The organism is Mesorhizobium sp. M7A.F.Ca.MR.148.00.0.0 (genome assembly GCF_003997735.1).
Taxonomy (GTDB): Bacteria; Pseudomonadota; Alphaproteobacteria; order Rhizobiales; family Rhizobiaceae; genus Mesorhizobium.
Map to the genome: position 1 here is coordinate 3,997 of NZ_RZTB01000038.1, position 18,938 is coordinate 22,934.

Annotated in this window: 22 protein-coding genes; 8 read left to right on the forward strand and 14 right to left on the reverse strand. The window is 62.0% G+C overall.

Annotated features, from left to right (window positions below; genetic code table 11):
• Nucleotides 1-51 precede the first annotated feature (51 nt).
• From EOB49_RS36495 to EOB49_RS16345, 3 genes are all read right to left on the reverse strand, one after another.
• Nucleotides 52-249: a hypothetical protein gene (locus tag EOB49_RS36495; RefSeq protein WP_164761799.1), complete on the reverse strand. Its 198-nt coding sequence runs from the start codon at nucleotides 247-249 to the stop codon at nucleotides 52-54.
• Between the two features lie 43 nt (nucleotides 250-292).
• Nucleotides 293-862, reverse strand: a complete 570-nt coding sequence (locus EOB49_RS16340) for a DUF2569 family protein (protein ID WP_127381566.1) — start codon at nucleotides 860-862, stop codon at nucleotides 293-295.
• Between the two features lie 126 nt (nucleotides 863-988).
• Nucleotides 989-1,603 (reverse strand): TetR/AcrR family transcriptional regulator, encoded by a 615-nt coding sequence (locus EOB49_RS16345; RefSeq protein ID WP_127381567.1) that lies wholly within the window; start codon nucleotides 1,601-1,603, stop codon nucleotides 989-991.
• A gap of 92 nt (nucleotides 1,604-1,695) precedes the next feature.
• Here EOB49_RS16345 and EOB49_RS16350 point away from each other — a divergent pair, with 92 nt between their 5' ends.
• Genes EOB49_RS16350 through EOB49_RS16370 form a run of 5 tightly spaced genes read left to right on the forward strand, consistent with a single transcriptional unit; the run spans nucleotide 1,696 to nucleotide 6,279 of the window.
• On the forward strand, nucleotides 1,696-2,775 hold the full coding sequence (locus tag EOB49_RS16350; RefSeq protein WP_127381568.1) for a spermidine/putrescine ABC transporter substrate-binding protein: 1,080 nt from the start codon (nucleotides 1,696-1,698) through the stop codon (nucleotides 2,773-2,775).
• Between the two features lie 13 nt (nucleotides 2,776-2,788).
• The gene (locus EOB49_RS16355; protein ID WP_127381569.1) at nucleotides 2,789-3,655 is read left to right on the forward strand and encodes an ABC transporter permease; all 867 of its coding nucleotides are present in this window, start codon (nucleotides 2,789-2,791) and stop codon (nucleotides 3,653-3,655) included.
• 1 nt (nucleotide 3,656) lies between these two features.
• On the forward strand, nucleotides 3,657-4,439 hold the full coding sequence (locus EOB49_RS16360; RefSeq protein ID WP_127330762.1) for an ABC transporter permease: 783 nt from the start codon (nucleotides 3,657-3,659) through the stop codon (nucleotides 4,437-4,439).
• Nucleotides 4,436-5,500, forward strand: coding sequence for an ABC transporter ATP-binding protein (locus tag EOB49_RS16365; RefSeq protein WP_127381570.1), 1,065 nt, complete (start codon nucleotides 4,436-4,438; stop codon nucleotides 5,498-5,500). The genes EOB49_RS16360 and EOB49_RS16365 overlap by 4 nt, the downstream gene beginning before the upstream one ends.
• A 20-nt stretch (nucleotides 5,501-5,520) precedes the next feature.
• Nucleotides 5,521-6,279: an MBL fold metallo-hydrolase gene (locus EOB49_RS16370; RefSeq protein WP_127381571.1), complete on the forward strand. Its 759-nt coding sequence runs from the start codon at nucleotides 5,521-5,523 to the stop codon at nucleotides 6,277-6,279.
• Between the two features lie 6 nt (nucleotides 6,280-6,285).
• Here the strand turns inward: EOB49_RS16370 and EOB49_RS16375 are convergent, their stop codons facing one another.
• The 3 genes from EOB49_RS16375 to EOB49_RS16385 all read right to left on the reverse strand — a co-directional run bounded on the left by EOB49_RS16375 (nucleotide 6,286) and on the right by EOB49_RS16385 (nucleotide 9,675).
• Nucleotides 6,286-6,987, reverse strand: coding sequence for a TetR/AcrR family transcriptional regulator (locus tag EOB49_RS16375; protein WP_127381572.1), 702 nt, complete (start codon nucleotides 6,985-6,987; stop codon nucleotides 6,286-6,288).
• 137 nt (nucleotides 6,988-7,124) lie between these two features.
• Complete coding sequence (locus EOB49_RS16380; protein ID WP_127381573.1) at nucleotides 7,125-8,552, reverse strand: amidase; 1,428 nt, start codon at nucleotides 8,550-8,552, stop codon at nucleotides 7,125-7,127.
• 88 nt (nucleotides 8,553-8,640) lie between these two features.
• Nucleotides 8,641-9,675: an extracellular solute-binding protein gene (locus EOB49_RS16385; RefSeq protein WP_127381574.1), complete on the reverse strand. Its 1,035-nt coding sequence runs from the start codon at nucleotides 9,673-9,675 to the stop codon at nucleotides 8,641-8,643.
• Nucleotides 9,676-9,742: 67 nt separating this feature from the next.
• Between EOB49_RS16385 and EOB49_RS16390 the strand changes: the two genes are divergently transcribed.
• Nucleotides 9,743-9,922: a hypothetical protein gene (locus EOB49_RS16390; RefSeq protein ID WP_127381575.1), complete on the forward strand. Its 180-nt coding sequence runs from the start codon at nucleotides 9,743-9,745 to the stop codon at nucleotides 9,920-9,922.
• A 115-nt stretch (nucleotides 9,923-10,037) separates the two neighbouring features.
• Here EOB49_RS16390 and EOB49_RS16395 read toward each other — a convergent pair whose 3' ends face one another.
• Both EOB49_RS16395 and EOB49_RS36500 read right to left on the reverse strand, forming a co-directional pair.
• Nucleotides 10,038-11,009, reverse strand: a complete 972-nt coding sequence (locus EOB49_RS16395) for an NAD-dependent epimerase/dehydratase family protein (protein WP_127381576.1) — start codon at nucleotides 11,007-11,009, stop codon at nucleotides 10,038-10,040.
• A gap of 274 nt (nucleotides 11,010-11,283) precedes the next feature.
• On the reverse strand, nucleotides 11,284-11,448 hold the full coding sequence (locus EOB49_RS36500) for a hypothetical protein (protein WP_164748845.1): 165 nt from the start codon (nucleotides 11,446-11,448) through the stop codon (nucleotides 11,284-11,286).
• Nucleotides 11,449-11,756: 308 nt separating this feature from the next.
• On the opposite strand from EOB49_RS36500, the gene EOB49_RS16400 reads away from it, so the two are divergent.
• Entirely contained in the window at nucleotides 11,757-12,530 is a 774-nt protein-coding gene (locus EOB49_RS16400) for an NAD kinase (protein ID WP_023812117.1), read from the forward strand.
• A gap of 202 nt (nucleotides 12,531-12,732) precedes the next feature.
• Nucleotides 12,733-14,319, forward strand: a complete 1,587-nt coding sequence (locus EOB49_RS16405) for a DEAD/DEAH box helicase (RefSeq protein WP_164781703.1) — start codon at nucleotides 12,733-12,735, stop codon at nucleotides 14,317-14,319.
• A gap of 103 nt (nucleotides 14,320-14,422) precedes the next feature.
• Here the strand turns inward: EOB49_RS16405 and EOB49_RS16410 are convergent, their stop codons facing one another.
• The 6 genes from EOB49_RS16410 to prfB form a co-directional block, all read right to left on the reverse strand.
• Nucleotides 14,423-15,028 (reverse strand): hypothetical protein, encoded by a 606-nt coding sequence (locus tag EOB49_RS16410; protein WP_127381577.1) that lies wholly within the window; start codon nucleotides 15,026-15,028, stop codon nucleotides 14,423-14,425.
• A 227-nt stretch (nucleotides 15,029-15,255) separates the two neighbouring features.
• Complete coding sequence (locus EOB49_RS16415) at nucleotides 15,256-15,906, reverse strand: OmpA family protein (protein ID WP_013531371.1); 651 nt, start codon at nucleotides 15,904-15,906, stop codon at nucleotides 15,256-15,258.
• Nucleotides 15,907-16,082: 176 nt separating this feature from the next.
• Nucleotides 16,083-16,451: a GFA family protein gene (locus tag EOB49_RS16420; protein ID WP_024503891.1), complete on the reverse strand. Its 369-nt coding sequence runs from the start codon at nucleotides 16,449-16,451 to the stop codon at nucleotides 16,083-16,085.
• Between the two features lie 158 nt (nucleotides 16,452-16,609).
• Nucleotides 16,610-16,987, reverse strand: coding sequence for a hypothetical protein (locus EOB49_RS16425; protein ID WP_127321584.1), 378 nt, complete (start codon nucleotides 16,985-16,987; stop codon nucleotides 16,610-16,612).
• Nucleotides 16,988-17,273: 286 nt separating this feature from the next.
• Nucleotides 17,274-17,693: a GFA family protein gene (locus tag EOB49_RS16430; RefSeq protein ID WP_127321583.1), complete on the reverse strand. Its 420-nt coding sequence runs from the start codon at nucleotides 17,691-17,693 to the stop codon at nucleotides 17,274-17,276.
• 79 nt (nucleotides 17,694-17,772) lie between these two features.
• A protein-coding gene (gene prfB / locus EOB49_RS16435; RefSeq protein ID WP_127272597.1) for a peptide chain release factor 2 occupies nucleotides 17,773-18,904 on the reverse strand; the annotation gives its coding sequence in 2 pieces (ribosomal slippage) (nucleotides 17,773-18,837 and nucleotides 18,839-18,904; 1,131 coding nt in all).
• Between the last annotated feature and the right edge of the window lie 34 nt (nucleotides 18,905-18,938).

The window sequence follows — 18,938 nt, forward strand, 5'->3', positions numbered from 1 at the left end:
CAGCACCTATAAACGAAGCCGAAATAAAGACCTTCCAAAAGCTCGCAGCCGTCACGGACGACAGTTGCGGTCAATCGGCTCGGGATTTGGCCATTCCAGGTTCGATGACGAGATAGTGGTGCACGAGGTCACACCCTGATCGCCGCCACCAAAATCCGGTTCTGCCTGCGGATCGCCGCGCGCAGCTCCGGGTATCTTCGCCGCGTCGCGCTTCACGAACTCGATGAACATCATGTCACTGAAGGTCACGTCGAGCCCCGACGCTCCAAAATATCCCAAATTGGGCTGCCTTCTATGACGCGCTCGCAACCTGGGCGGATGCCCCAATCCTGGTGAACGTGTTCCGCACCCTGACAGACTTGTAGACGTAGGCGACCCAGAGCCCTGTCACCACAAACGAGACTATGGGGGCCACCAGCGCATCGCCTGCGAGCACCAGGCTCACCGGAACGCCCAGAACTGACGCAACCCAGATCGTGTCCAGGATAAACACGACGGGAATCGCCAGCCACTGGAGCAGAAACAATTGCGGAAAGCGGCGGCTACGCCGCAGCATCGAAACGAGCACAATCAGCTGAAGCGCCAGAAATGCCAGATTAAGGGCAACCTCGCCATACACCGCCAGTGGCCCGTTCGAGAGGGTCATGAGTTGCTGATAGCCGTCGGCCGAATTGGCGAAGTCGGCAAGCGTCCGCAATGGTGACACTGCCTGACCGATAGCCAGCAGCATCAGCCAGCCGCCGAAGCCCACAAGAGCCTCAGGATTCTGTGACGGCTTCGCGGCTGATCGAACGGCAAAGAAAACAGGCACGCCGATCAACAGCAGCAAGATCGCCCAATGCCAGACTGAAAACGTCCCCATTTACCCCTCCCCGTATTTATGCCCTTATAGGTTGTACCAGATTTCAAACTCAACTCAAGAGGCGACCCGCGTCTGAAAACAGGTCTTATGCGGAAGCGACGCTTTCTCCTGCCTGCTCCTGACGTCTCACACCCCAATCGCCGCCACCAATATCCTATTCTGCCTCCGGATCGCCGCGCGCAGTTCCGGTATCTTGGCCGCGTCACGCTTCACGAATTCGATGAACATCATGTTCATGTTGTTGAAGATCAGTTCGCCGAGCGCTGCACCGTCTATGTCCTGGCGCACCAGGCCAATCTCCTGCAGCCGGGCGATCAGGGCGCGGATCTGTTCGGTCAGGGCGCGGTCGAGCGCGGTGTAGGCCCGGCCGAACGGGCTGTCGGGCGCTTGCGTCGAGATTGCCATCGCCTGCCGCCACATCTCCTTGCTGAGATAGTGCAGCGAGTGCTCGATATAGATGCCGACCAGCGTGTCCAGCGCGTCGCCGACATTGGCCGGCGGCTTGGCGACGACGCCTTGCCCGGCATTGAGGACCTCGTTGACCTCCAGCGAGACGATGGCGCCGAGGATGTCGCCCTTGTTCTCGTAGTAGTTGTAGATCGTCCCGACAGAGACCTCGGCCTGCGCGGCGATCGCCTCGATCTTGGCGCCTTCGTAGCCGGCCTCGCGAAACAGTTCGGCCGCCGCCTCGATGATACGCCGGTGCCGGTCCGCCTTTTGCCTAGCCCGCAATCCGCTCATTCCCAGCCTCTTGCCATAAAAACAGAATTGACTCAATTTTAGAATTGGTTCAATTTTTTGCAAGAAGCCACAAAGGCAAGGGAGAACACTCGATGTCACACACAGCCAGCAATCCGCTTTCCATCCTGAAGACCCGTTTGCGCACAGCTGCCGCAGCCGCGGCGCTGCTGCTTTCGACGAGCGCGCAGGCCGCCGATCTCAACGCGCTGATCTGGTGCGATCATGCCGATCCGGCCTTGCTGCAGCCTTTCGAGGAGGCCAATGGCGTCAAGGTCAACGTCAAGGAATTCGAGGGCACCGGCGCCGGCCTCGCCATCGTCGAGCAGTCGCAGCCCGGCGACTGGGATGTGATGGTGATCGACAGCATCGACGTGCCGCGCGGCGTTGAGAAGGGCCTGTTCGAGCAATTGCCGGAAGACAAACTGCCGCTGGCCGATCTGTTTCCGCAGGTGAAGATGGACAGCTCCACCGTGGTCGGCGGCAAACGCTACGGTATCACCGAAAAGTTCGGTTACAACACGATCGGCTACAACAAGACCAAGGTCGACCCGGCCGACATGCAGTCGATGGCGGCACTCACCGGCGACAAGTACAAGGGTAAAGTCGCCATTTACGACTACTACCTGCCGGTCATCGGCATGGCCGCACTGGCGATCGGCAAGAAGACGGCCGATCTCACCGAAGCCGACCTGCCCGCCCTCAAGGACGAGCTCTTGAAGATGAAGGCCAATGCCAAGCTGGTCGGCGAAGTGACCGCCAGCCAGACGGCGCTGGCGACCGGCGAGGTCGACATATTGGTCGGCGGCGGCGAATGGGTGACGGCGGGCCTGGCCAAGGAAAACCCGGCGCTGGACTTCTCGGTCCCCAAGGAGGGTGCGATTCTCTGGTCGCAGTCGCTGGCCATGTTCAAGGATTCCAAGAACAAGGACATAGCGCTGAAGTTCATCCAGTACATTATGAGCCCGGAAGGCCAGGCGCGCCTTGCCACCTCCTCCTGCTATTGGGGCATGCCGGCCAACACCAAGGCCGCACTCACCGACGACCAGAAGAAGGTCCTGCGCTTCGACGAGCAGCCGGGCTTCCTCGCCCGCGCCCAGTCCTATCCGGCGCCGAACGCCGATCTCGACAAGAAGATGCAGGATATGTGGACCGAAATGCTGCAGGCGAAATGAGCCGATAGCGCTCATGAGCAGCTCGGCAAACAACGGACGTGCCCTGCCCCGGGCGGGCTCTGCTCTGCCCTGGGCGCTGGTCACGCCGGCGCTCGGCTGGACGCTGCTGTTCTTCGTGCTGCCCTTCATCGCCATGGGGTTTTCCAGCCTAACGGCGCATGAGGGCGGCGGCTTCACGGCGTCCAACTACAGCCAGTTCTTCACCAACCCGTCCTACTGGCAGGCGATGGTGAACTCGCTGCAGGTGACCGCGATCGTCACCGTGATTTCGGTGCTGCTCGCCTATCCCTTTGCCTGGATCCTCGCTGAACAGGTGCCGGAGCGCTGGCAGCGGCTGGCACTGATGCTGGCCGTGCTGCCGTTCTGGACCTCCTATGTCGTGCGCTCCTACTCGTGGCTGCTGGTGCTGGCGCAGAACGGCGTCGTCAACCGGGCGCTGACCGGCTCTGGCCTGTTCAGCGAGCCGCTGCAACTCGCCAACACGCGTTTCGCCACCGTCACCGGCTTCGTGCACTTCTTCGTCATGCTGTTGACGCTGACCATCTTTGCCAGCCTCAAGCAGTTGAGCCCGAGCTACCGCAAGGCGGCCGCCGATCTCGGCGCCGGGCCGGTGCGCACCTTCCTGCATGTCGTGCTGCCGCTGACCTTGCCTGGCATCATGGTCGGAGCCTTCCTGACCTTCGTGCTGTGCATCGGCGACTACATCACGCCGCAGATCCTGGGCGGCAACAACGAGCTGCTGATGCCGCAGCTGGTGATGATGCAGATCGGCAGGCGCGGCGATTTTCAGCTGGCCTCGGCGCTGTCGATCATCCTGATGGCGGTGGTCACATCAGCCTATCTCGCCTGCGCGCGCTGGCTGAAGATCGAGCGGGCCTGAGATGCGCCGGATCGTCCGCATCGCCTCCTGGCTCTACGCGCTCGCCGTCTACGGCTTCATCTTCCTGCCGGTCGTCGTGCTGGTGCTGTTTTCGCTGCAGGCGACGTCGTTCCCGATCCCGCCCTTCACCGGCCCGTCGCTGCGCTGGTACGATGCGGTTCTTTCGGACACGCGGCTGACTTCGGCGCTGGTCAACTCGCTGCTGGTGGCATCCATCTCCTCGCTCGCAGCCGTCACGCTCGGCTTTCTCTCCGCCTGGGGCTTTGCCCGCTTCGTCCTGCCTGGCTCCGGCCTGCTGCGCGGGCTGATCACCCTGCCGCTGACGGTCAGCTATCTCATCATCGGGATGGGGCTGCTGGTGCTGTTCAACTGGGCCGGCGTGCCGAAATCGCTGCTTGCCGCCGGCATCGGCCATGTCGTGATCAACCTGCCGCTGTGCTTTGCCATCATCTACAGCCAGATGGGCGACCACCAGATCAACATCGAGCGTGCCGCGCGCGACCTCGGCGCGCCGGAGTGGAAGGTGCTGCTGCTGATCACCGTGCCGGTCATGGCGCCGGCCATTTTCGCAGCTTTCTTCCTGTCGATGACCTTCTCCTGGGACGAGTTCGTGATCTCCTTCCTGCTCACCCGATTCGACACCACGCTGCCGGTCGAAATCTGGAACCTCTTACGCTCCGGCCTTAACCCCAAGACCAACGCCGTCGGCTCGCTGGTTTTCGCCGTCTCCATCGTGCTGGTGGTGCTGTTCGAACTGACATTGCTGCGCAGGAGAAAGGCATGACCGCGCCTTTGGTCGATATTCGTGCCGTCTCGCATCGCTTCGGCCAGCACACCGTGCTGAATGACGTTTCGCTGCAGATCGAGCCCGGCAGCTACACCATCCTGCTCGGGCCGTCCGGCTCCGGCAAGACGACGCTGCTCTCCATTCTGGGCGGCTTCGTCACCCCCAGCGAAGGCAAGGTGTTCATCCGTGGCGAGGACTGCACCTCGGTGCCGCCGGCCAAGCGGCCGACGACGACGGTGTTCCAGGACTATGCGCTGTTCCCGCATATGAGCGTCGGCAGCAATGTCGGCTTCGGCCTGCGCATGCAGGGCGTCGACGGTACGACGCGCGCTGCAAAGGCGCGTGAGGCGTTGGCGCTGGTCGGATTGGCTGCCGCCTTCGACAAGAAGCCGCACCAGCTCTCCGGCGGCCAGCGGCAGCGCGTGGCGCTGGCGCGGGCGCTGGTGATCGAGCCGGCGGTGCTTCTGCTCGACGAGCCGCTCGGCGCGCTCGATCTCAAATTACGCCGGCAGATGCAGGACGAGTTGAAAGCGATCCAGAAGCGCGTCGGCACCGCCTTCATCCACGTCACCCACGACCAGGAAGAAGCGATGGCGCTGGCCGACCATTGTGTGGTGATGAATGACGGGCGCATCGAGGACGAAGGTCCGCCCGAGCGAGTCTACGCACGGCCGGCGACGCGCTTTTCCGCCACCTTCATGGGCGAAAGCTCGATCCTTGCCGGCACGGTCACGGAAGCGAAGGAGAGGACAAGCACCGTCGCCACGCCCGTCGGGCCGGTCTCGCTGCCCGGTGCGCTGCCGGTGGGCTCCGCCGTTGCGCTGGCCATACGGCCGGAGCATCTTGTCCTCGGCGAGGCCAGCGGCGGTGTCAGGCTCGGCACGGCTGAGGTGAGCGATGTCGTCTTCCAGGGCAGCTTCAAGCGCGTGCTTGCGGTTTCCATCGAGGACCCCTCGCTTCACTTCATCGCCAAATTGCCAGCGACGGCGGCCGTCCAGCCGGGCGACACGGTCGCGATTTCCTGCAATACCGACCAGATTATTCTGCTGACGGACTGAGCTTTTCTGACGGATTGAACATGGCAACACTTCCGCTCATTGAGGCACCCGACTGGTACGAAACCATCCGCATGAGCGATGGCGTGACCTTGATCCACGAGCCGTGGATAAAGCCGTTCTTCCGCTGCAATATGTGGCATGTGCGCGGTCGCGATCGCGATCTCCTCTTCGACACCGGCCTCGGCCATTTCAGCCTCCGGCGCCATGTACCGCTGGTGAGCGAGCGCAAGCTGATTTGCGTCGCCAGCCACACGCATTTCGACCATATCGGTTGCCACCACGAATTTCCCGAGCGCTGCGTGCACGCCGCCGAGGCCGGCATCCTCGCCGATCCGCGCAATGAATGGACGGCAGCCGGCACCTATGCGACCGACGAGATGTTCGATCGCATGCCGCAAGGCTGGGACACGGCGCGCTACGGCATTTTGCCTGCGCCCGCCGGCCGTTTGCTCGGCCAGGGCGATGTCGTCGATCTCGGCGACCGTGCCTTCGAGGTGATCCACACGCCCGGCCATTCGCCCGGCGGCATCGCGCTCTACGAAAACAGGACGGGCATCCTGTTATCCGGCGACATCATCTATGACGGCCCGCTGATCGACGACGTCTACCACTCAGACATTCCCGACTACGTGGCGACGCTGATGCGCCTGCGCGACCTCCATGTCTCGGTCGTGCATGGCGGGCATTTCCCAAGCTTCGGCAAGGTACGCTACCGCCAGCTTGTCGACGAGTATCTGGAACAGAAGCGGCAAGCCGGCTGCCATCTGCGGCAGCCCTGAAAGCGGTCAGCGCATCAGTTCGAAATGCCGCGGGAACGCCTGATGCAGCAGGAGCAGCATGGTCTTGCGCAGCACGTTGGTGTCACGGCTGGACGGATTGAGATGATCCCAATACCAGGCGCCATGAACCAGATAATTCAGGCTCTCCGACAGCATATCGATGTCGACGCCGGTATAACCGCCACTGCGCGAAATCTCGATCAGCAGCTCGCGCGCCTCGGCGGTGTAGGCAAGGTCGCTCGGCAGGCCGATTTCGTTGTAGATCTGCATGCTCTTGCGGTCGCTGGAAAACACGACAAAAACTGAAACCCATTTCGGATGCTGGCGGGCGAAACGTTGCGCGCAATCGACCGCGCCCAGAGCCCGCTCAACCGGCGACAGGCCGGGCGCCCGCACCAACGTCACCCACAGCTCATCATATCGATCGCTGAGATACTGCAGGACGGCGCGAAACAGGTTCTCCTTGCTGCGGAAATGGAAGACGACCAGGGCGTTGGACGAGCCGACATGTTCGGCGATGCGCTGCATGGTGACGCTTGCCAGCCCTTCCTCCGCGATGAGCTCGATGGTGGCGTCGATGATCCGCTGTACGCTGGCTTCGCCGCGCTCGCGCCGACGGTCCTTGGGCGGCGCGGCATCGTTTGCCGCACGTCCATTCTTCGCCGTTGCGCCTTTGCGTTTTGCCGCCGCAGCCTTTTGTTGCGCCATCTTCGTCCAGCTCCTTTCGGACCTTCTGGCGCGATCACCGGCGCCACCACAGATCCGTCTATTCCAGGTGTCCGGCGTCGGCTCTCCAACCGAGACCGCAGATCAACCACCATCGCGGCAAGGGCCGCATTGCCCTGTTATAGCGACGGACGCGTTTCGGCGTTTGTGTACCATCGCCCGCTGGCCGTCTCATAGGCCATGGCCGCTCGGAAAACATCGGCATCGCAATAGGTGCGGCCGACGATCTGGATGCCTGTCGGCACGCCGCTTGCCGCCCGACCCGAAGGGATGGACAGAACCGGACAACGGCTCATCATGTTGAACGGCGTCGTCATCACCCAGCCAAGCGACGGATTCACCTGCTTGCCGTTGATCTCGACCGTGCCCGTGGTCTGATCGAACTCCGCCGGCACGGAGGGAAGCGCGTTGGTCGGGCAGATCAGCACATCGTAGGTCTCCAGCAGCGGCCCCAGCGTCTGGTACATCCTGGCCGCCACGTCGAGTGTTCCGACAAAGTCCGTCGCCTTCGACTTTTGCCCGTCCTCGGCGAACTGCCTGGCATAGCTCGTCATGTCCTTGCCGTGCTTCTTGAGCAGCTGCGACAGCGATGCGCCGAACAGATGCTCGAGATAAGCCATGCCCGCCCTGAGCACTTCGTCGCCCCAGCCCAGATCGACTTCCTCGACCGTGGCGCCGAGCGAGCGGAACACATCGCAGGCGGCAAGCGTGTTCTTGCGCACGTCCGGGTCGACTTCGAAAGAACCGAGGTCCATCGAGAAAGCAATCTTCCAGCCCTTGATCGGCTTGTAGTCGAGCGGCAGGCGCAGTTTCGGGCGCAGCGTGGTGATGTCGAGCGGGCTCGGTCCGGCCATCACATTCTGCAGCAGGATCGCATCCCCGACGTTTCGCGCCAGCGGTCCGGTGTGGCAGTAGAAGTCGAGGTTGAATGGCGGCTCGTCCGGATTGCGCCCGTAAGGCGGCTTGAAGCCGACAAGACCGCAGGCCGACGCGGGAATCCGGATCGATCCGGCAATGTCCGAACCGGTGGCGATCGACGACGTGCCGGATGCCAGCGTCGCCGCGGAGCCTCCCGACGAACCGCCGGGCGTGAAATCCGGGTTCCACGGATTGCGCGTCACGCCCCAGCGTTTCGACCAGGTGTAGCCGGCGCAGCTGAATTCAGGCGTCGCCGTGCGGGCATGGACAATGCCTCCGGCCTTGATGATGCGCTCGTTCATCGTCGAGGTATGGCCACCGATAGGATCCCCGGACAGCAGCGAGCCGTGCGAGGTCGGCTTGCCCTTGATGTAGCTCTCGTCCTTGATGCCGATCGGCAGGCCCTCGAGCGCCCCGGTCTTGGCACCGCTGGCGTATTTCGCCTCGGCTTTCCTGGCCAGGTCCATCGCCTCGTCGAAATGCGTGAAGGTGAGGCAGTTGATCGTCGCCTTGGTGGCTTCGGCGCGGCGGATGGTGGCCTGCATCAGTTCGACGGGCGAAAGCTTCTTCGCCTTGAACAGCCGCAGCGCCTCGCTGGCCGGCATGTAGCAAAGGTCGAGATCGGTCATGGGAAGTCTCCTGCGATCTGCGCATCGCGTTTGGCATGGACGGAAGATGACCGCGCCGCGTGCGGCGGCGCGGGAAAGCCTGGTCAGGTCATTTCTGCAGGTCGGTCCAGATCTTCGTGTAGAGCGCCTGCACGTCGGGCGGGCAGGCCAGCATGAACTGGCCCTTGGCGGCGAACTCGGCGGGGATGTTGACTTCCGGCGCGGTCTTCATGTCGTCGGGCATGAAGGCTTCCGAGCCCTTGATGCCGTTCGAATAACGCGCAAAGGCTGAGATCAGCGCCGCATTCTGCGGATCCATGATGAAGTTCTGGAACAGCTTGGCGTTGTCGACATTCTTGGCGTCCTTGAGGACAGCGACATTGTCCATCCAGATCGGATAGCCTTCCTTGGGATAGCCATAGACGATCTTGTCGTTCTCAAGCCGCTCGCGCAGCGATATGCCGTTCCAGTTGACGCCCGCGGCGATGTCGCCCCTGCCCAGGCCATCGACGGCCGCATAGTCGAGCGAAAGCCATTTCGCCTTCGCCTCCACCAGCTTGTCATGCACCTTCTTCAGCATCTGCATGTCGCTGCTGCAATATTTGCCACCCTCGTAAGCGATGGCGAGGAACATGATGTCACCCATTTCGGGTACGACATTGATCTTGCCGACGAGTTCGGGAGGTGGGTCGAGGAAGATCGCCGATGTGTTCGGATCGCCGGCATAGACCGACTTGTTCACCGAAATGCCGGTCGTGCCCCACTGCCATGGAACGGTGTATTTACGGCCTGGATCGAATGGAACATCGACCCACCTGGGATCGACGGTCTTGAAGTTTTCCATCTTGTTGGGATCGGTCTCCAAGAGCAGACCTTCGCTGATCCAGACCGGCACGACGCTCGCCGAAGGCACGACGATGTCATAGCCGGAGGCGCCCTGCCGGACCTTGGCCAAGGCGGTATCGTTGGAGTCATAGTCGGTGACGGTGACCTTGACCTTGTAGGTCTCCTCGAACTTCTTGATCAGGTCGGGGCTGGTGTAGTTGCCCCAATTGTAGATGTTGAGCTCGCCGTCGGCACGGGCCACGCCCGTGACAGTCAGCAGCGACAGGCCGATGGCCGTCGCGGTCAGTTTCCAGTTCATGCTGCATGCTCCCATTGTTGGGACCGGCGGCACTACGGCCCCAGGTCCGTTTCCTGCTGACGAAAAGATGGCCGCGGCAATGCCGACCGGCTCGAGCCCGGCCGTCGACATCGCAGTTGCGGCATGCGGCGCGCCGGCAACGGCAAGCCGCATCGTGGTCGAGATATTCCCCTCTTCATTGTGGCCATTCACCGGCTGGCGCCGGCTGTCCAACTCAATTCGCGACCTCAGGAGTAACTATGACTAAACATACAGTCAATATCTTTCCGCGGGTACGGCCATTGCTCGGCGTTGACGATGCGCCCGATGAGATGGTGACTGAGTGAGCAGGCAGAAAAGGTTTAGCCGCGATACCGGACGCGTCAGGCCGTGGAGGCCGAAATGCTCGCGGCCGCAATTCGCTGGCGGAACCAATCGAAGGTGCGCCCGATGCCTTGCTGATAGCTCGTCCTCGCTTCCCAGCCAGGAAGGACATGCCTCTCCAAAGTCAGGTCCGGACACCGATTTGTCGGATCCTGGGGAGCTGGAGGGTGGTGCTCGATGCGGCTGCCGGGGACAAGCGATCTTACGAATTCCGCGATGCGCAGGACCGAAACCTCGTGGTCGTTGCCAATGTTCAGAGGACCGCGATGCGAGATGCCGTCGCGCCAGAAGTAACGTTCCAGCCCCTCGACGATATCGTCGACATAACCCCAACTGCGCGATTGGGAGCCGTCGCCATAAACCGTCAGAACCCCGGTTGTCAGTGCCTGGATGGCAAAATTCGAGACGGCGCGTCCATCGTCGATGCGGGTTCGTGGCCCATATGTGTTGAAGATCCTGACGACGCGAATGTCGAGCCCGCCGACCCGCTGCTGCTCGAACAGCAATGCCTCTGTGCAGCGCTTGCTTTCATCATAGGAAGCCCTGGGACCGGTGCAGTCCACCGATCCCCTGTAACTCTCGGGTTGCGGTGAAACCAGGGGGTCGCCGTAGACTTCCGAGGTCGAGGCGAAGCAGAAGCGACCGCCGGGCTTGAGCAGCGTCAGGAGATTGAGCGCGCCGCCGATATTGGCCTTGATCGTGCGTACCGGCTCGCGCATGTACCAAAGCGGCGACGCCGGCGACGCGAGATGGATGATCTCATCGAAGCGCTGAAGGGATGAAAAGCTTTCGGCGTCGGCAATCTGCAGATCGAAACGCGGATCGGCGACATGCGCGATGTTGTCTCGCGTCCCGGTCCAAAGATTGTCGACGACGACCAGCTTTTCCAGATCGCTTCGCCGCAACAGACGGTCGACCAGATGCGAGCCCAGGAAACCGCAGCCGCCAGAGATCAACACGCTGCGTGACATGGAAAACCCCCGCTCCAGACACCGGCCAGTCAACGAGCCCAGGGCTTGTTTCCCAACAACAGCGGATGCGAGCTACCCAAAAGCCTTTCCGCCAATCGATGCACCCATCTACACCGCCAAGCGCCGCGAGTGCAAACAGCAAGCCTTCACAAGTGGAACGTGCGGCGGCCGACCGGCCTCTGCTTTTAAGCAGAGAAACTGCCGCGCGATGTCGCGCATCGAAGCGACCGCCGATGCTGCCCGTCATCGCGAGGATGATCAGGACATTTCAGGGCTACAGCGCCCTTTGCGGGCATGGCGCCCCGGCTGCATCACCACAGCGCGACGCCGTGGGCTGCGGCCGGAAGCTCGTCTCTTCGGACTGGCGCACCAGTTCGGCAAAGAGCAGCGCGAAGCTTCCCAGCATCAGGAAGACGATGATCAGGCGTGTTACCGGCAATATGTCGGCCTCGACTGGCTAGCCCCCACGCCACCCATCCACTGCCGGCTAACATGACCGATCCGGCTTTACGAGACTTTAAGGCCCGTCTTAACCATCACATTCGCGTAGCCTTTGACATGATACGCGAACGGCATGCCCGCATCCGCCGACCGGCATGGCCGTACCATCCGGAATGGCGTTGCCATCCGGAATGGCGTTGCCATCCGGGATGGCACCTCCCTTTGCAGACGTGCCCCGCCCATGCTACCCCGGCGCTGGCGCGGCCCAGCAACCGGCCGCTGCCAATCGGTCGTCATCGGGGAGCCATGAGCAAAGCCGCCAGCCGCATCGCCTTCGTCTCGTCCGACACCGCTGACGCCAAGACGGCGCTGGAAAGCCTGTCGGCGCGCTATGGCCAGTCTTCCGTCGAGGAGGCCGGGATCGTCGTCGCGCTTGGGGGTGACGGTTTCCTGCTGCAGACCCTGCGCGACACGATGGGGACCGGCAAGAAGGTCTACGGCATGAACCGTGGCACCATCGGCTTCCTGATGAACGAGTATCGTTCCGGCGGCCTCACCGAGCGTCTCGAGGCCGCCGTCGCCGAAACGATCCGCCCGCTGGAGATGCTGGCCGTGACCTCGGAAGGCGAAACGATTTCAGCACTGGCGATCAACGAGGTGGCGCTGTGGCGCCAGTCGTACCAGACGGCCAAGATCCGCATCACCGTCGACGAACAGGTCCGACTTGAGGAACTGAACTGCGACGGCGTCATGATCGCAACCCCGGCCGGGTCCACCGCCTACAATCTTTCGGCGCATGGACCGATCCTGCCGCTCGACGCGCCGCTGCTGGCGCTGACCCCGGTCAGCCCGTTTCGCCCGCGCCGCTGGCGCGGCGCACTGCTCTCCAACAAGGCGACCGTCCGCTTCGACATCCGCGAGCCGGAAAAGCGGCCGGTAAACGCCGCCGCCGACCATACCGAGGTCAAGGCCGTGACCTCGGTGACGGTGCGAGAATCACCAACGGCGACAGCAACGTTGCTGTTCGATCCCAATCATTCCTGGAACGAGCGTATTCTCGCCGAACAGTTCCGCTATTGAGCCGGCGCTGCGACCGACAGGTCGATTAAGCATCCCGATTAAGGTTACAACTTCACAATCGTGCCATTGCTGCCCGTTTCTGTTGACAAATCGAGGGCTTGCTCCTAATTGCAATACCAATCTTGCAGGCGCGTGGCGCTTGCCGCGACAGACGCCATTAGACGCCGTTGCGCTTCCCCGAACCAGCCAAAGACAACAACACTTGTCCTCAGACACCACGACCGCTCCAGAAGCGTTGACCTTTTCAGACCTCGGCCTGTCGCCGAAGGTCCTTTCCGCAGTCACCGACGCCGGCTACACCGAGCCGACGCCGATCCAGGCGGGCGCCATTCCGCATGCCCTGCTGGGCAAGGACGTGCTGGGCATTGCCCAGACCGGCACCGGCAAGACGGCCTCCTTCGTGTTGCCGATGCTCACAAGGCTGGAAAAGGGCCGCGCCCGCGCTCGCATGCCGCGCACGCTTATTCTGGAGCCGACGCGCGAGCTCGCCGCTCAGGTCGAGGAAAACTTCGTCAAATACGGCAAGAACCACAAGCTCAACATCGCGCTTCTGATCGGCGGCGTGTCGTTCGACGAACAGGACAAGAAGCTGGAGCGTGGCGCCGACGTGCTGATCGCGACACCCGGCCGGCTGCTCGATCACCGCGAGCGCGGCAAGCTGTTGCTCAACGGCGTCGAGATCCTCGTCATCGACGAAGCGGACCGCATGCTCGACATGGGCTTCATTCCCGACATCGAGCGCATCTGCGAAATGATCCCGTTCACCAGGCAGACGCTGTTCTTTTCGGCGACGATGCCGCCCGAAATCACCAAGCTCACCGAAAAGTTCCTGCACGCGCCGGTCCGCGTCGAGGTTTCGAAGGCAGCATCCGCCGCCACCAACATCATCCAGCGGCTGGTCAAATCAGGCTCCAAGCCGTGGGACAAGCGCGAGACGCTGCGCAATTTGATCAAGGCCGAAGACGCAGAACTGAAGAACGCCATCATCTTCTGCAACCGCAAGGTCGAAGTGTCGGAGCTGTTCCGCTCGCTGCTGAAGCATGATTTCGACGCCGGTGCGCTGCATGGCGACATGGACCAGCGCGCGCGCATGCAGATGCTGGCCAATTTCCGCGACGGCAAGCTGCGCTACCTCGTCGCTTCCGACGTTGCCGCGCGCGGCCTCGACATCCCCGATGTCAGCCATGTCTTCAACTATGACGTGCCGATCCACGCCGAGGACTATGTCCACCGTATCGGCCGCACCGGACGCGCCGGACGCTCCGGAAAATCCTTCACCATCGCGACCAAATCTGACACCAAATACATTGATGCCATCGAACGTCTGATCGGCAACAAGATCGAGTGGCATGACGGCGACTTGTCGACGGTTGTTGCCAGCGAAGGCGAGGACGATGCTCCGCGCCGTGGCAAGGGCGCGCCGCGCCGTGCCGGACGCAAGGACGACGACCGCAGCAGGGAAAAGAGCGGCGAGCGCAAACCGCGCGAACGCCACGCCAAGCGCAGCGAAGATGCCGCACCGGAAACAGTCCGCGAGGATCAGCCGGTGGCCGAGGCCGCAGCCGCCGACATCGGCGAACGGCGTTCGCGCAAGGAAGCGATCCGTTCGGAAAACACCGAGCGCAAATCATCCGATCGCAATGAACAGCGCGCACCCGAACGCGGCGACACCCGGCCGCAGCGTGACAACAGCCGCCCTGCCCGCCAACGCCACCAGGAAGACAACGATTCCACCGTTGGCTTCGGCGACGACATGCCGGCCTTCATGCGGATCGTCGCCAAGGTCTGATTCCCGACCGCTTCGAAGGCGAGCCGGCCACTCGGCTGCCTTCTGGCAAAGCTTGCCGGCCACTCGGCTGCCTTCTGGCAAAGCTTTCAGCCTGGCTCGCCCGTTACATCGGCCCAGGCATCATCTTGGTCGGTTTTTCCAGCATCGGAAACTCGGCCTTGTTGCATTTCACGTTCGGGTTCGTCGGACTGAACATGCCGTTCGGGTTGTCCCCGAGCCAGGCATGAAGGTCGTAGTGGACGAACTCCTTCGGGATGAGAGGGTAGTGCCCCTCCATAGGTCCCATGAAGGTTTGGCCAAACAGCTTGGGCGGCTCCTTGGTGTCCGGCGTCAGCGGCACCAGCCATTCCACTCCGACCAACTTCAGGCCTTTCTTGGTCGGCTCGTAGATCAGCACGTTTGGCCTCATCGGATCGAGCTTCTGGCCGACACTCGGGACATTGACGAAGTGGATGCCCATGGCGCCCTTCGGGTAGTCCATCGCGCCCGGTATCTTTTCTCCGCTGTAGTGGACGCAGCCGACCGTCGACAGATAGAGGTCGCGGACGGCAGCGGTGTAATCCTCATATTTGGCGAGCGACTTCTTCAAGGCTTCGATGTCGGCCTTGTTGGCGTCCTCGGCGCGAGCCGAAGCAACGTTCAGCCACGCGCCTACCAAACCTGTCAAAACGAGGACGCCGCAGCGCCCAAGGCTGGCTGTTCTTGTCATGCATTCCTCCCAGATTTCTGATCTGGCCGTGCAAGACCGAGGCGGAAAAATGCTGATTGCGCGGCCAGTGACACCGCCTCATCCCCTCAGGAACAGCGATGATGCTATTCCTTTCCATCGCTGCGGGAAAGATGTATTTTAGCAATAACTAATTGAATAACACCAATATCCGCTCAAACAAAAACGGCCCCCCATGGGAGCCGCTTCGCATTGGTTTGCCGTACAAATCAGGTGAGCGGCGAAAGCTGGATCTCGACGCGGCGGTTCTGGGCGCGACCTTCGGCCGTGGCATTGGATGCGACTGGGCGTGTCTTGCCGAAGCCGGTGACTGCGAAGCGCCGCTGATCCACGCCCTGACCGGACAGATAGTTCGCCACCGCCAAAGCACGGCGCTGCGACAGATCGAAATTGTGCTGGTCGCCACCGGTCGAATCGGTGTGGCCGAACACGTCGACCGTGGTCTGCTTGAACTTCTTCAGCACCAGCGCGACAGAGTTCAGGACCTGGTAGAAGCCGGGCTTCACCGCATCCTGATCCGAGTTGAAGGTGATGTCGGACGGCATGTTGAGGATGATCTGGTCGCCGCTGCGGGTGACGCTGACACCGGTGCCCTCGAGCTGCCGGCGCAGTTCGGCCTCGTTCTGGTCCATGGTGGCGCCGATGGCGCCGCCGGCCAGCGCGCCGATGCCGGCGCCGATCAGTGCGTTGCGGCGGTCATTGCCGCCGGCTAGCAGGCCAAGGCTTGCACCCGCCAGAGCACCAAGGCCGGCGCCGGCCGCCGTGTTGGAAATCTTCTGGTCGCCCGTATACGGATCGGTGGTGGTGCAGGCGCTCACGAGCACAGCCGTCGCCACGACGACGAGCACAGTCTTTTTCATAGGATCGTCCCTCTCCAAGTCACGCCTTGCGGTGGCGCCAAATCAGCCCTTCCCGCGACTTGTACCACGAATTGCGGCGAAAAGCGGAACGGCAAAAGCGCCGCTCACGGCTTTTCCCGAGGGACCGATACTCGGCGATAGCGCCGCATCGCCGGGCCGCAATCGTTCGGATCAGGCTACCAGAGGTTCTTGCCGTCTATGACCACCACTTCGACCTTGTCGAGATCGAAATCGTCGAACAGTCGCGAGTTGACGCTGATCTTGGGATTGTCGAAATCCGGCTCGCCGGTCGACCAGTCCGGCGTTTCAGTAAAGGTGCCGCAGCCGCAGGTGGCGCAAAAACCGTGCTTTACGGTTTTCGATCCCCAGCGGTAGAAAGAGACGTTCTCCATCGGGCTGGTGAGCTTGAATTGCGAAGGCACATAGTAGGCCCAGAGCGAGCCGCGTTTCGAGCAGAAAGAACAGGTGCATTGCGTCACCGTCTGCGGTGCCTGCGAAACCTCGAATGTCGTCGCCTTGCAATGACAGCTTGCCTTGATGGTCATCAACGAACTCCTCCTGTCGCCCGCCACCCTGTGCGGCAAAGGCAGCATAAAGAGGTGCTCCTGACAACTGTCTGTCAGCAGGCATCACCCGAACCGCGCAAACCCGGCCTGCGGCCCCGGCCACACGCGACCGCGGACCTCCGACCGCCGTCCTGTCGTCAATAAGAGCGCGGCGGCACGAACAGGCAGATTGTCTTGCCGGCGTCGAGGCCCGCCTGGTGCGCACACCAATGGAACTCGCCGTCCGGGCTGTCCTTGACACGCTTGTCGGTCATTGGAACGATCTCACCCGTTCCGGCGATGACATAGCCCTCGGGTTTCTCCAGCACTTCGCCTGTATGGGTCGTGCGACAATCATAGTTGGCGCAGCATGCGAACGGATAACTCCAGCCCTGTGGCCTTGCCGCCGTGGGTGTGGCGTCATGCGCGAAGGCGGGTGCCGTCAGCATTGCCATCGCGCCGATCGCGAACAGGGAAAACAAAAGTCGGCCAGCCGGTTGAACGGCATTGGCCGATCTGAGTGTGGCAGCAGACATGACGCGTTCCTTTCAAACGAGCTCAAGCGTTTCGCTTGCCCGTTCCCGGAACGTATCTTCCCAGTGGCCGGATCGTCGGGTCGCAGATATGCCGCGTCCGGCCATAAATGCTTTTTCTCTCCCAGCGTTTGGATGCTGGGCTGATTCCTTGGTCGGCGCAAGAAGATGCATTCCCGACGTCGTTCTATAAACGTCAGGTATCCGCTACCGCCGACGAGATGAGGCCAAGGTCAATTCCCGGCAAACGGGCGTCGAATAAACGGAATTGGCCCGCTGTGGTTCCAGCCTATTGCTGGTCAGAGCCGGCAATCACGTGCTCTTGATGCTGCGGCAGGTCATCGGTGATGGTGAACCAGCCCGCCTTCGAACCGACGAAGATGTGCTCGGTCGGGCGGATGGACGGGTCGTTGACGAGCGTTCCCATGGCGACATGGACGTAGGCGCCGTCGCGCACGAGCGAATAAAGCAAGGAGCCGCACCGGCCGCAATGCGCGTTATGGCCGCTTTCGTCGCCGAAGATCAGAAGCTTGTCCTCGCCTTCGGTGAGGACAAGCTTTTCACGCTCGATACCGGCGAAAGACTTGAAGGCCGAACCGGTGGTGCGCCGGCAGTCCGAACAATGGCAATTCGCGGCATAGAGGAATTCGTCGGCGACCTCGTAGTGAACCGCGCCGCAGAAGCACTTTCCGGTGAGCTTGGTCGGCAATCCTCTCCTCCGTCGCTGTGGTGCGCAGGGGTATGTTCAGATTGAGGTCAGGCTAGCCTCACCTGAACATGGACATATCCTAATCCAGGTCTGCTACGGCTTCGCCCGCACCGCCTTCGATGCGCTGCGACAACGAGGCTTCCATGAAATCGTCGAGGTCGCCATCGAGCACGCTCGACGGGCTGGTGCTCTCGACGCCGGTGCGGAGATCCTTCACCAGCTGGTAGGGCTGCAGCACATAGGAGCGTATCTGGTGACCCCAGCCTATATCGCTCTTCGACGCTTCGGTGGCGTTTGCAACCGCCTCGCGCTTCTTCAGCTCTTCCTCATAAAGGCGCGAGCGCAGCATCTCCCAGGCCTTGGCCTTGTTCTTGTGCTGCGAACGTTCGGCCTGGCAGGCAACCGCAATGCCGGTGGCCAGATGCGTGATGCGCACGGCCGAATCGGTGGTGTTGACGTGCTGGCCGCCCGAGCCGGACGAGCGATAAGTATCGATGCGGACATCGGATTCGGAGACGTCGATCTCGATCGTGTCGTCGATGACCGGATAGACCCAGACGCTGGCGAAGGACGTATGCCGGCGCGCATTGCTGTCATAGGGCGAAATACGCACCAGGCGATGAACGCCCGATTCCGTCTTCATCCAGCCATAGGCATTGTGGCCTTTGATCATCAACGTGGCCGACTTGATGCCGGCCTCTTCGCCGTCATGCATTTCCAGCACTTCGACCTTGAAGCGACGACGCTCGGCCCAGCGCGTGTACATGCGCAGCAGCATCGAGGCCCAGTCCTGGCTTTCGGTGCCGCCGGCACCGGCATGGATTTCGAGATAGGTGTCGTTGGAATCTGCTTCACCCGACAGCAACGTCTCGACCTGGCGGGCCTTCGCTTCGCCTTGCATCGAGCGGATCGCGGCTTCGGCCTCGGCAATGACCCCCTCGTCGCGCTCTTCCTCGCCGAGCTCGATCAGGCCGATATTGTCTTCCAGCGCCTGCGTCAGACCTTTCACCGAGGCGATGCCCTCTTCGAGGCCCTGGCGCTCGCGCATCAGCTTCTGCGCTTCCAGCGGCTCGTTCCAGAGGCTGGCGTCCTCGGCGCGCACATTGAGGTATTCAAGCCGCTTTATGGCCTGATCCCAGTCAAAGATGCCTCCTCAGCAGGGTTATCGCCTGCCTGATCTCGTCGACAATATTCTGCGTTTCCGCGCGCATGGCTGGCTGTTCTGTCCTGTTTGCTGAAGTCGGT

Bases quoted from the DNA above. Each gene is read 5' to 3' on its own strand.
- EOB49_RS16415 (WP_013531371.1), bottom strand. From the start codon at position 15,906: ATGAAAAAGACTGTGCTCGTCGTCGTGGCGACGGCTGTGCTCGTGAGC.
- EOB49_RS16410 (WP_127381577.1), bottom strand. From the start codon at position 15,028: ATGACAAGAACAGCCAGCCTTGGGCGCTGCGGCGTCCTCGTTTTGACA.
- EOB49_RS16340 (WP_127381566.1), bottom strand. From the start codon at position 862: ATGGGGACGTTTTCAGTCTGGCATTGGGCGATCTTGCTGCTGTTGATC.
- EOB49_RS16395 (WP_127381576.1), bottom strand. From the start codon at position 11,009: ATGTCACGCAGCGTGTTGATCTCTGGCGGCTGCGGTTTCCTGGGCTCG.
- EOB49_RS16425 (WP_127321584.1), bottom strand. From the start codon at position 16,987: ATGTCTGCTGCCACACTCAGATCGGCCAATGCCGTTCAACCGGCTGGC.
- EOB49_RS16420 (WP_024503891.1), bottom strand. From the start codon at position 16,451: ATGACCATCAAGGCAAGCTGTCATTGCAAGGCGACGACATTCGAGGTT.
- EOB49_RS16385 (WP_127381574.1), bottom strand. From the start codon at position 9,675: ATGAACTGGAAACTGACCGCGACGGCCATCGGCCTGTCGCTGCTGACT.
- EOB49_RS16365 (WP_127381570.1), top strand. From the start codon at position 4,436: ATGACCGCGCCTTTGGTCGATATTCGTGCCGTCTCGCATCGCTTCGGC.
- EOB49_RS16350 (WP_127381568.1), top strand. From the start codon at position 1,696: ATGTCACACACAGCCAGCAATCCGCTTTCCATCCTGAAGACCCGTTTG.
- EOB49_RS16360 (WP_127330762.1), top strand. From the start codon at position 3,657: ATGCGCCGGATCGTCCGCATCGCCTCCTGGCTCTACGCGCTCGCCGTC.
- EOB49_RS16355 (WP_127381569.1), top strand. From the start codon at position 2,789: ATGAGCAGCTCGGCAAACAACGGACGTGCCCTGCCCCGGGCGGGCTCT.
- EOB49_RS16380 (WP_127381573.1), bottom strand. From the start codon at position 8,552: ATGACCGATCTCGACCTTTGCTACATGCCGGCCAGCGAGGCGCTGCGG.
- EOB49_RS16400 (WP_023812117.1), top strand. From the start codon at position 11,757: ATGAGCAAAGCCGCCAGCCGCATCGCCTTCGTCTCGTCCGACACCGCT.
- EOB49_RS16370 (WP_127381571.1), top strand. From the start codon at position 5,521: ATGGCAACACTTCCGCTCATTGAGGCACCCGACTGGTACGAAACCATC.
- EOB49_RS16375 (WP_127381572.1), bottom strand. From the start codon at position 6,987: ATGGCGCAACAAAAGGCTGCGGCGGCAAAACGCAAAGGCGCAACGGCG.
- EOB49_RS16345 (WP_127381567.1), bottom strand. From the start codon at position 1,603: ATGAGCGGATTGCGGGCTAGGCAAAAGGCGGACCGGCACCGGCGTATC.
- EOB49_RS16390 (WP_127381575.1), top strand. From the start codon at position 9,743: ATGGCCGCGGCAATGCCGACCGGCTCGAGCCCGGCCGTCGACATCGCA.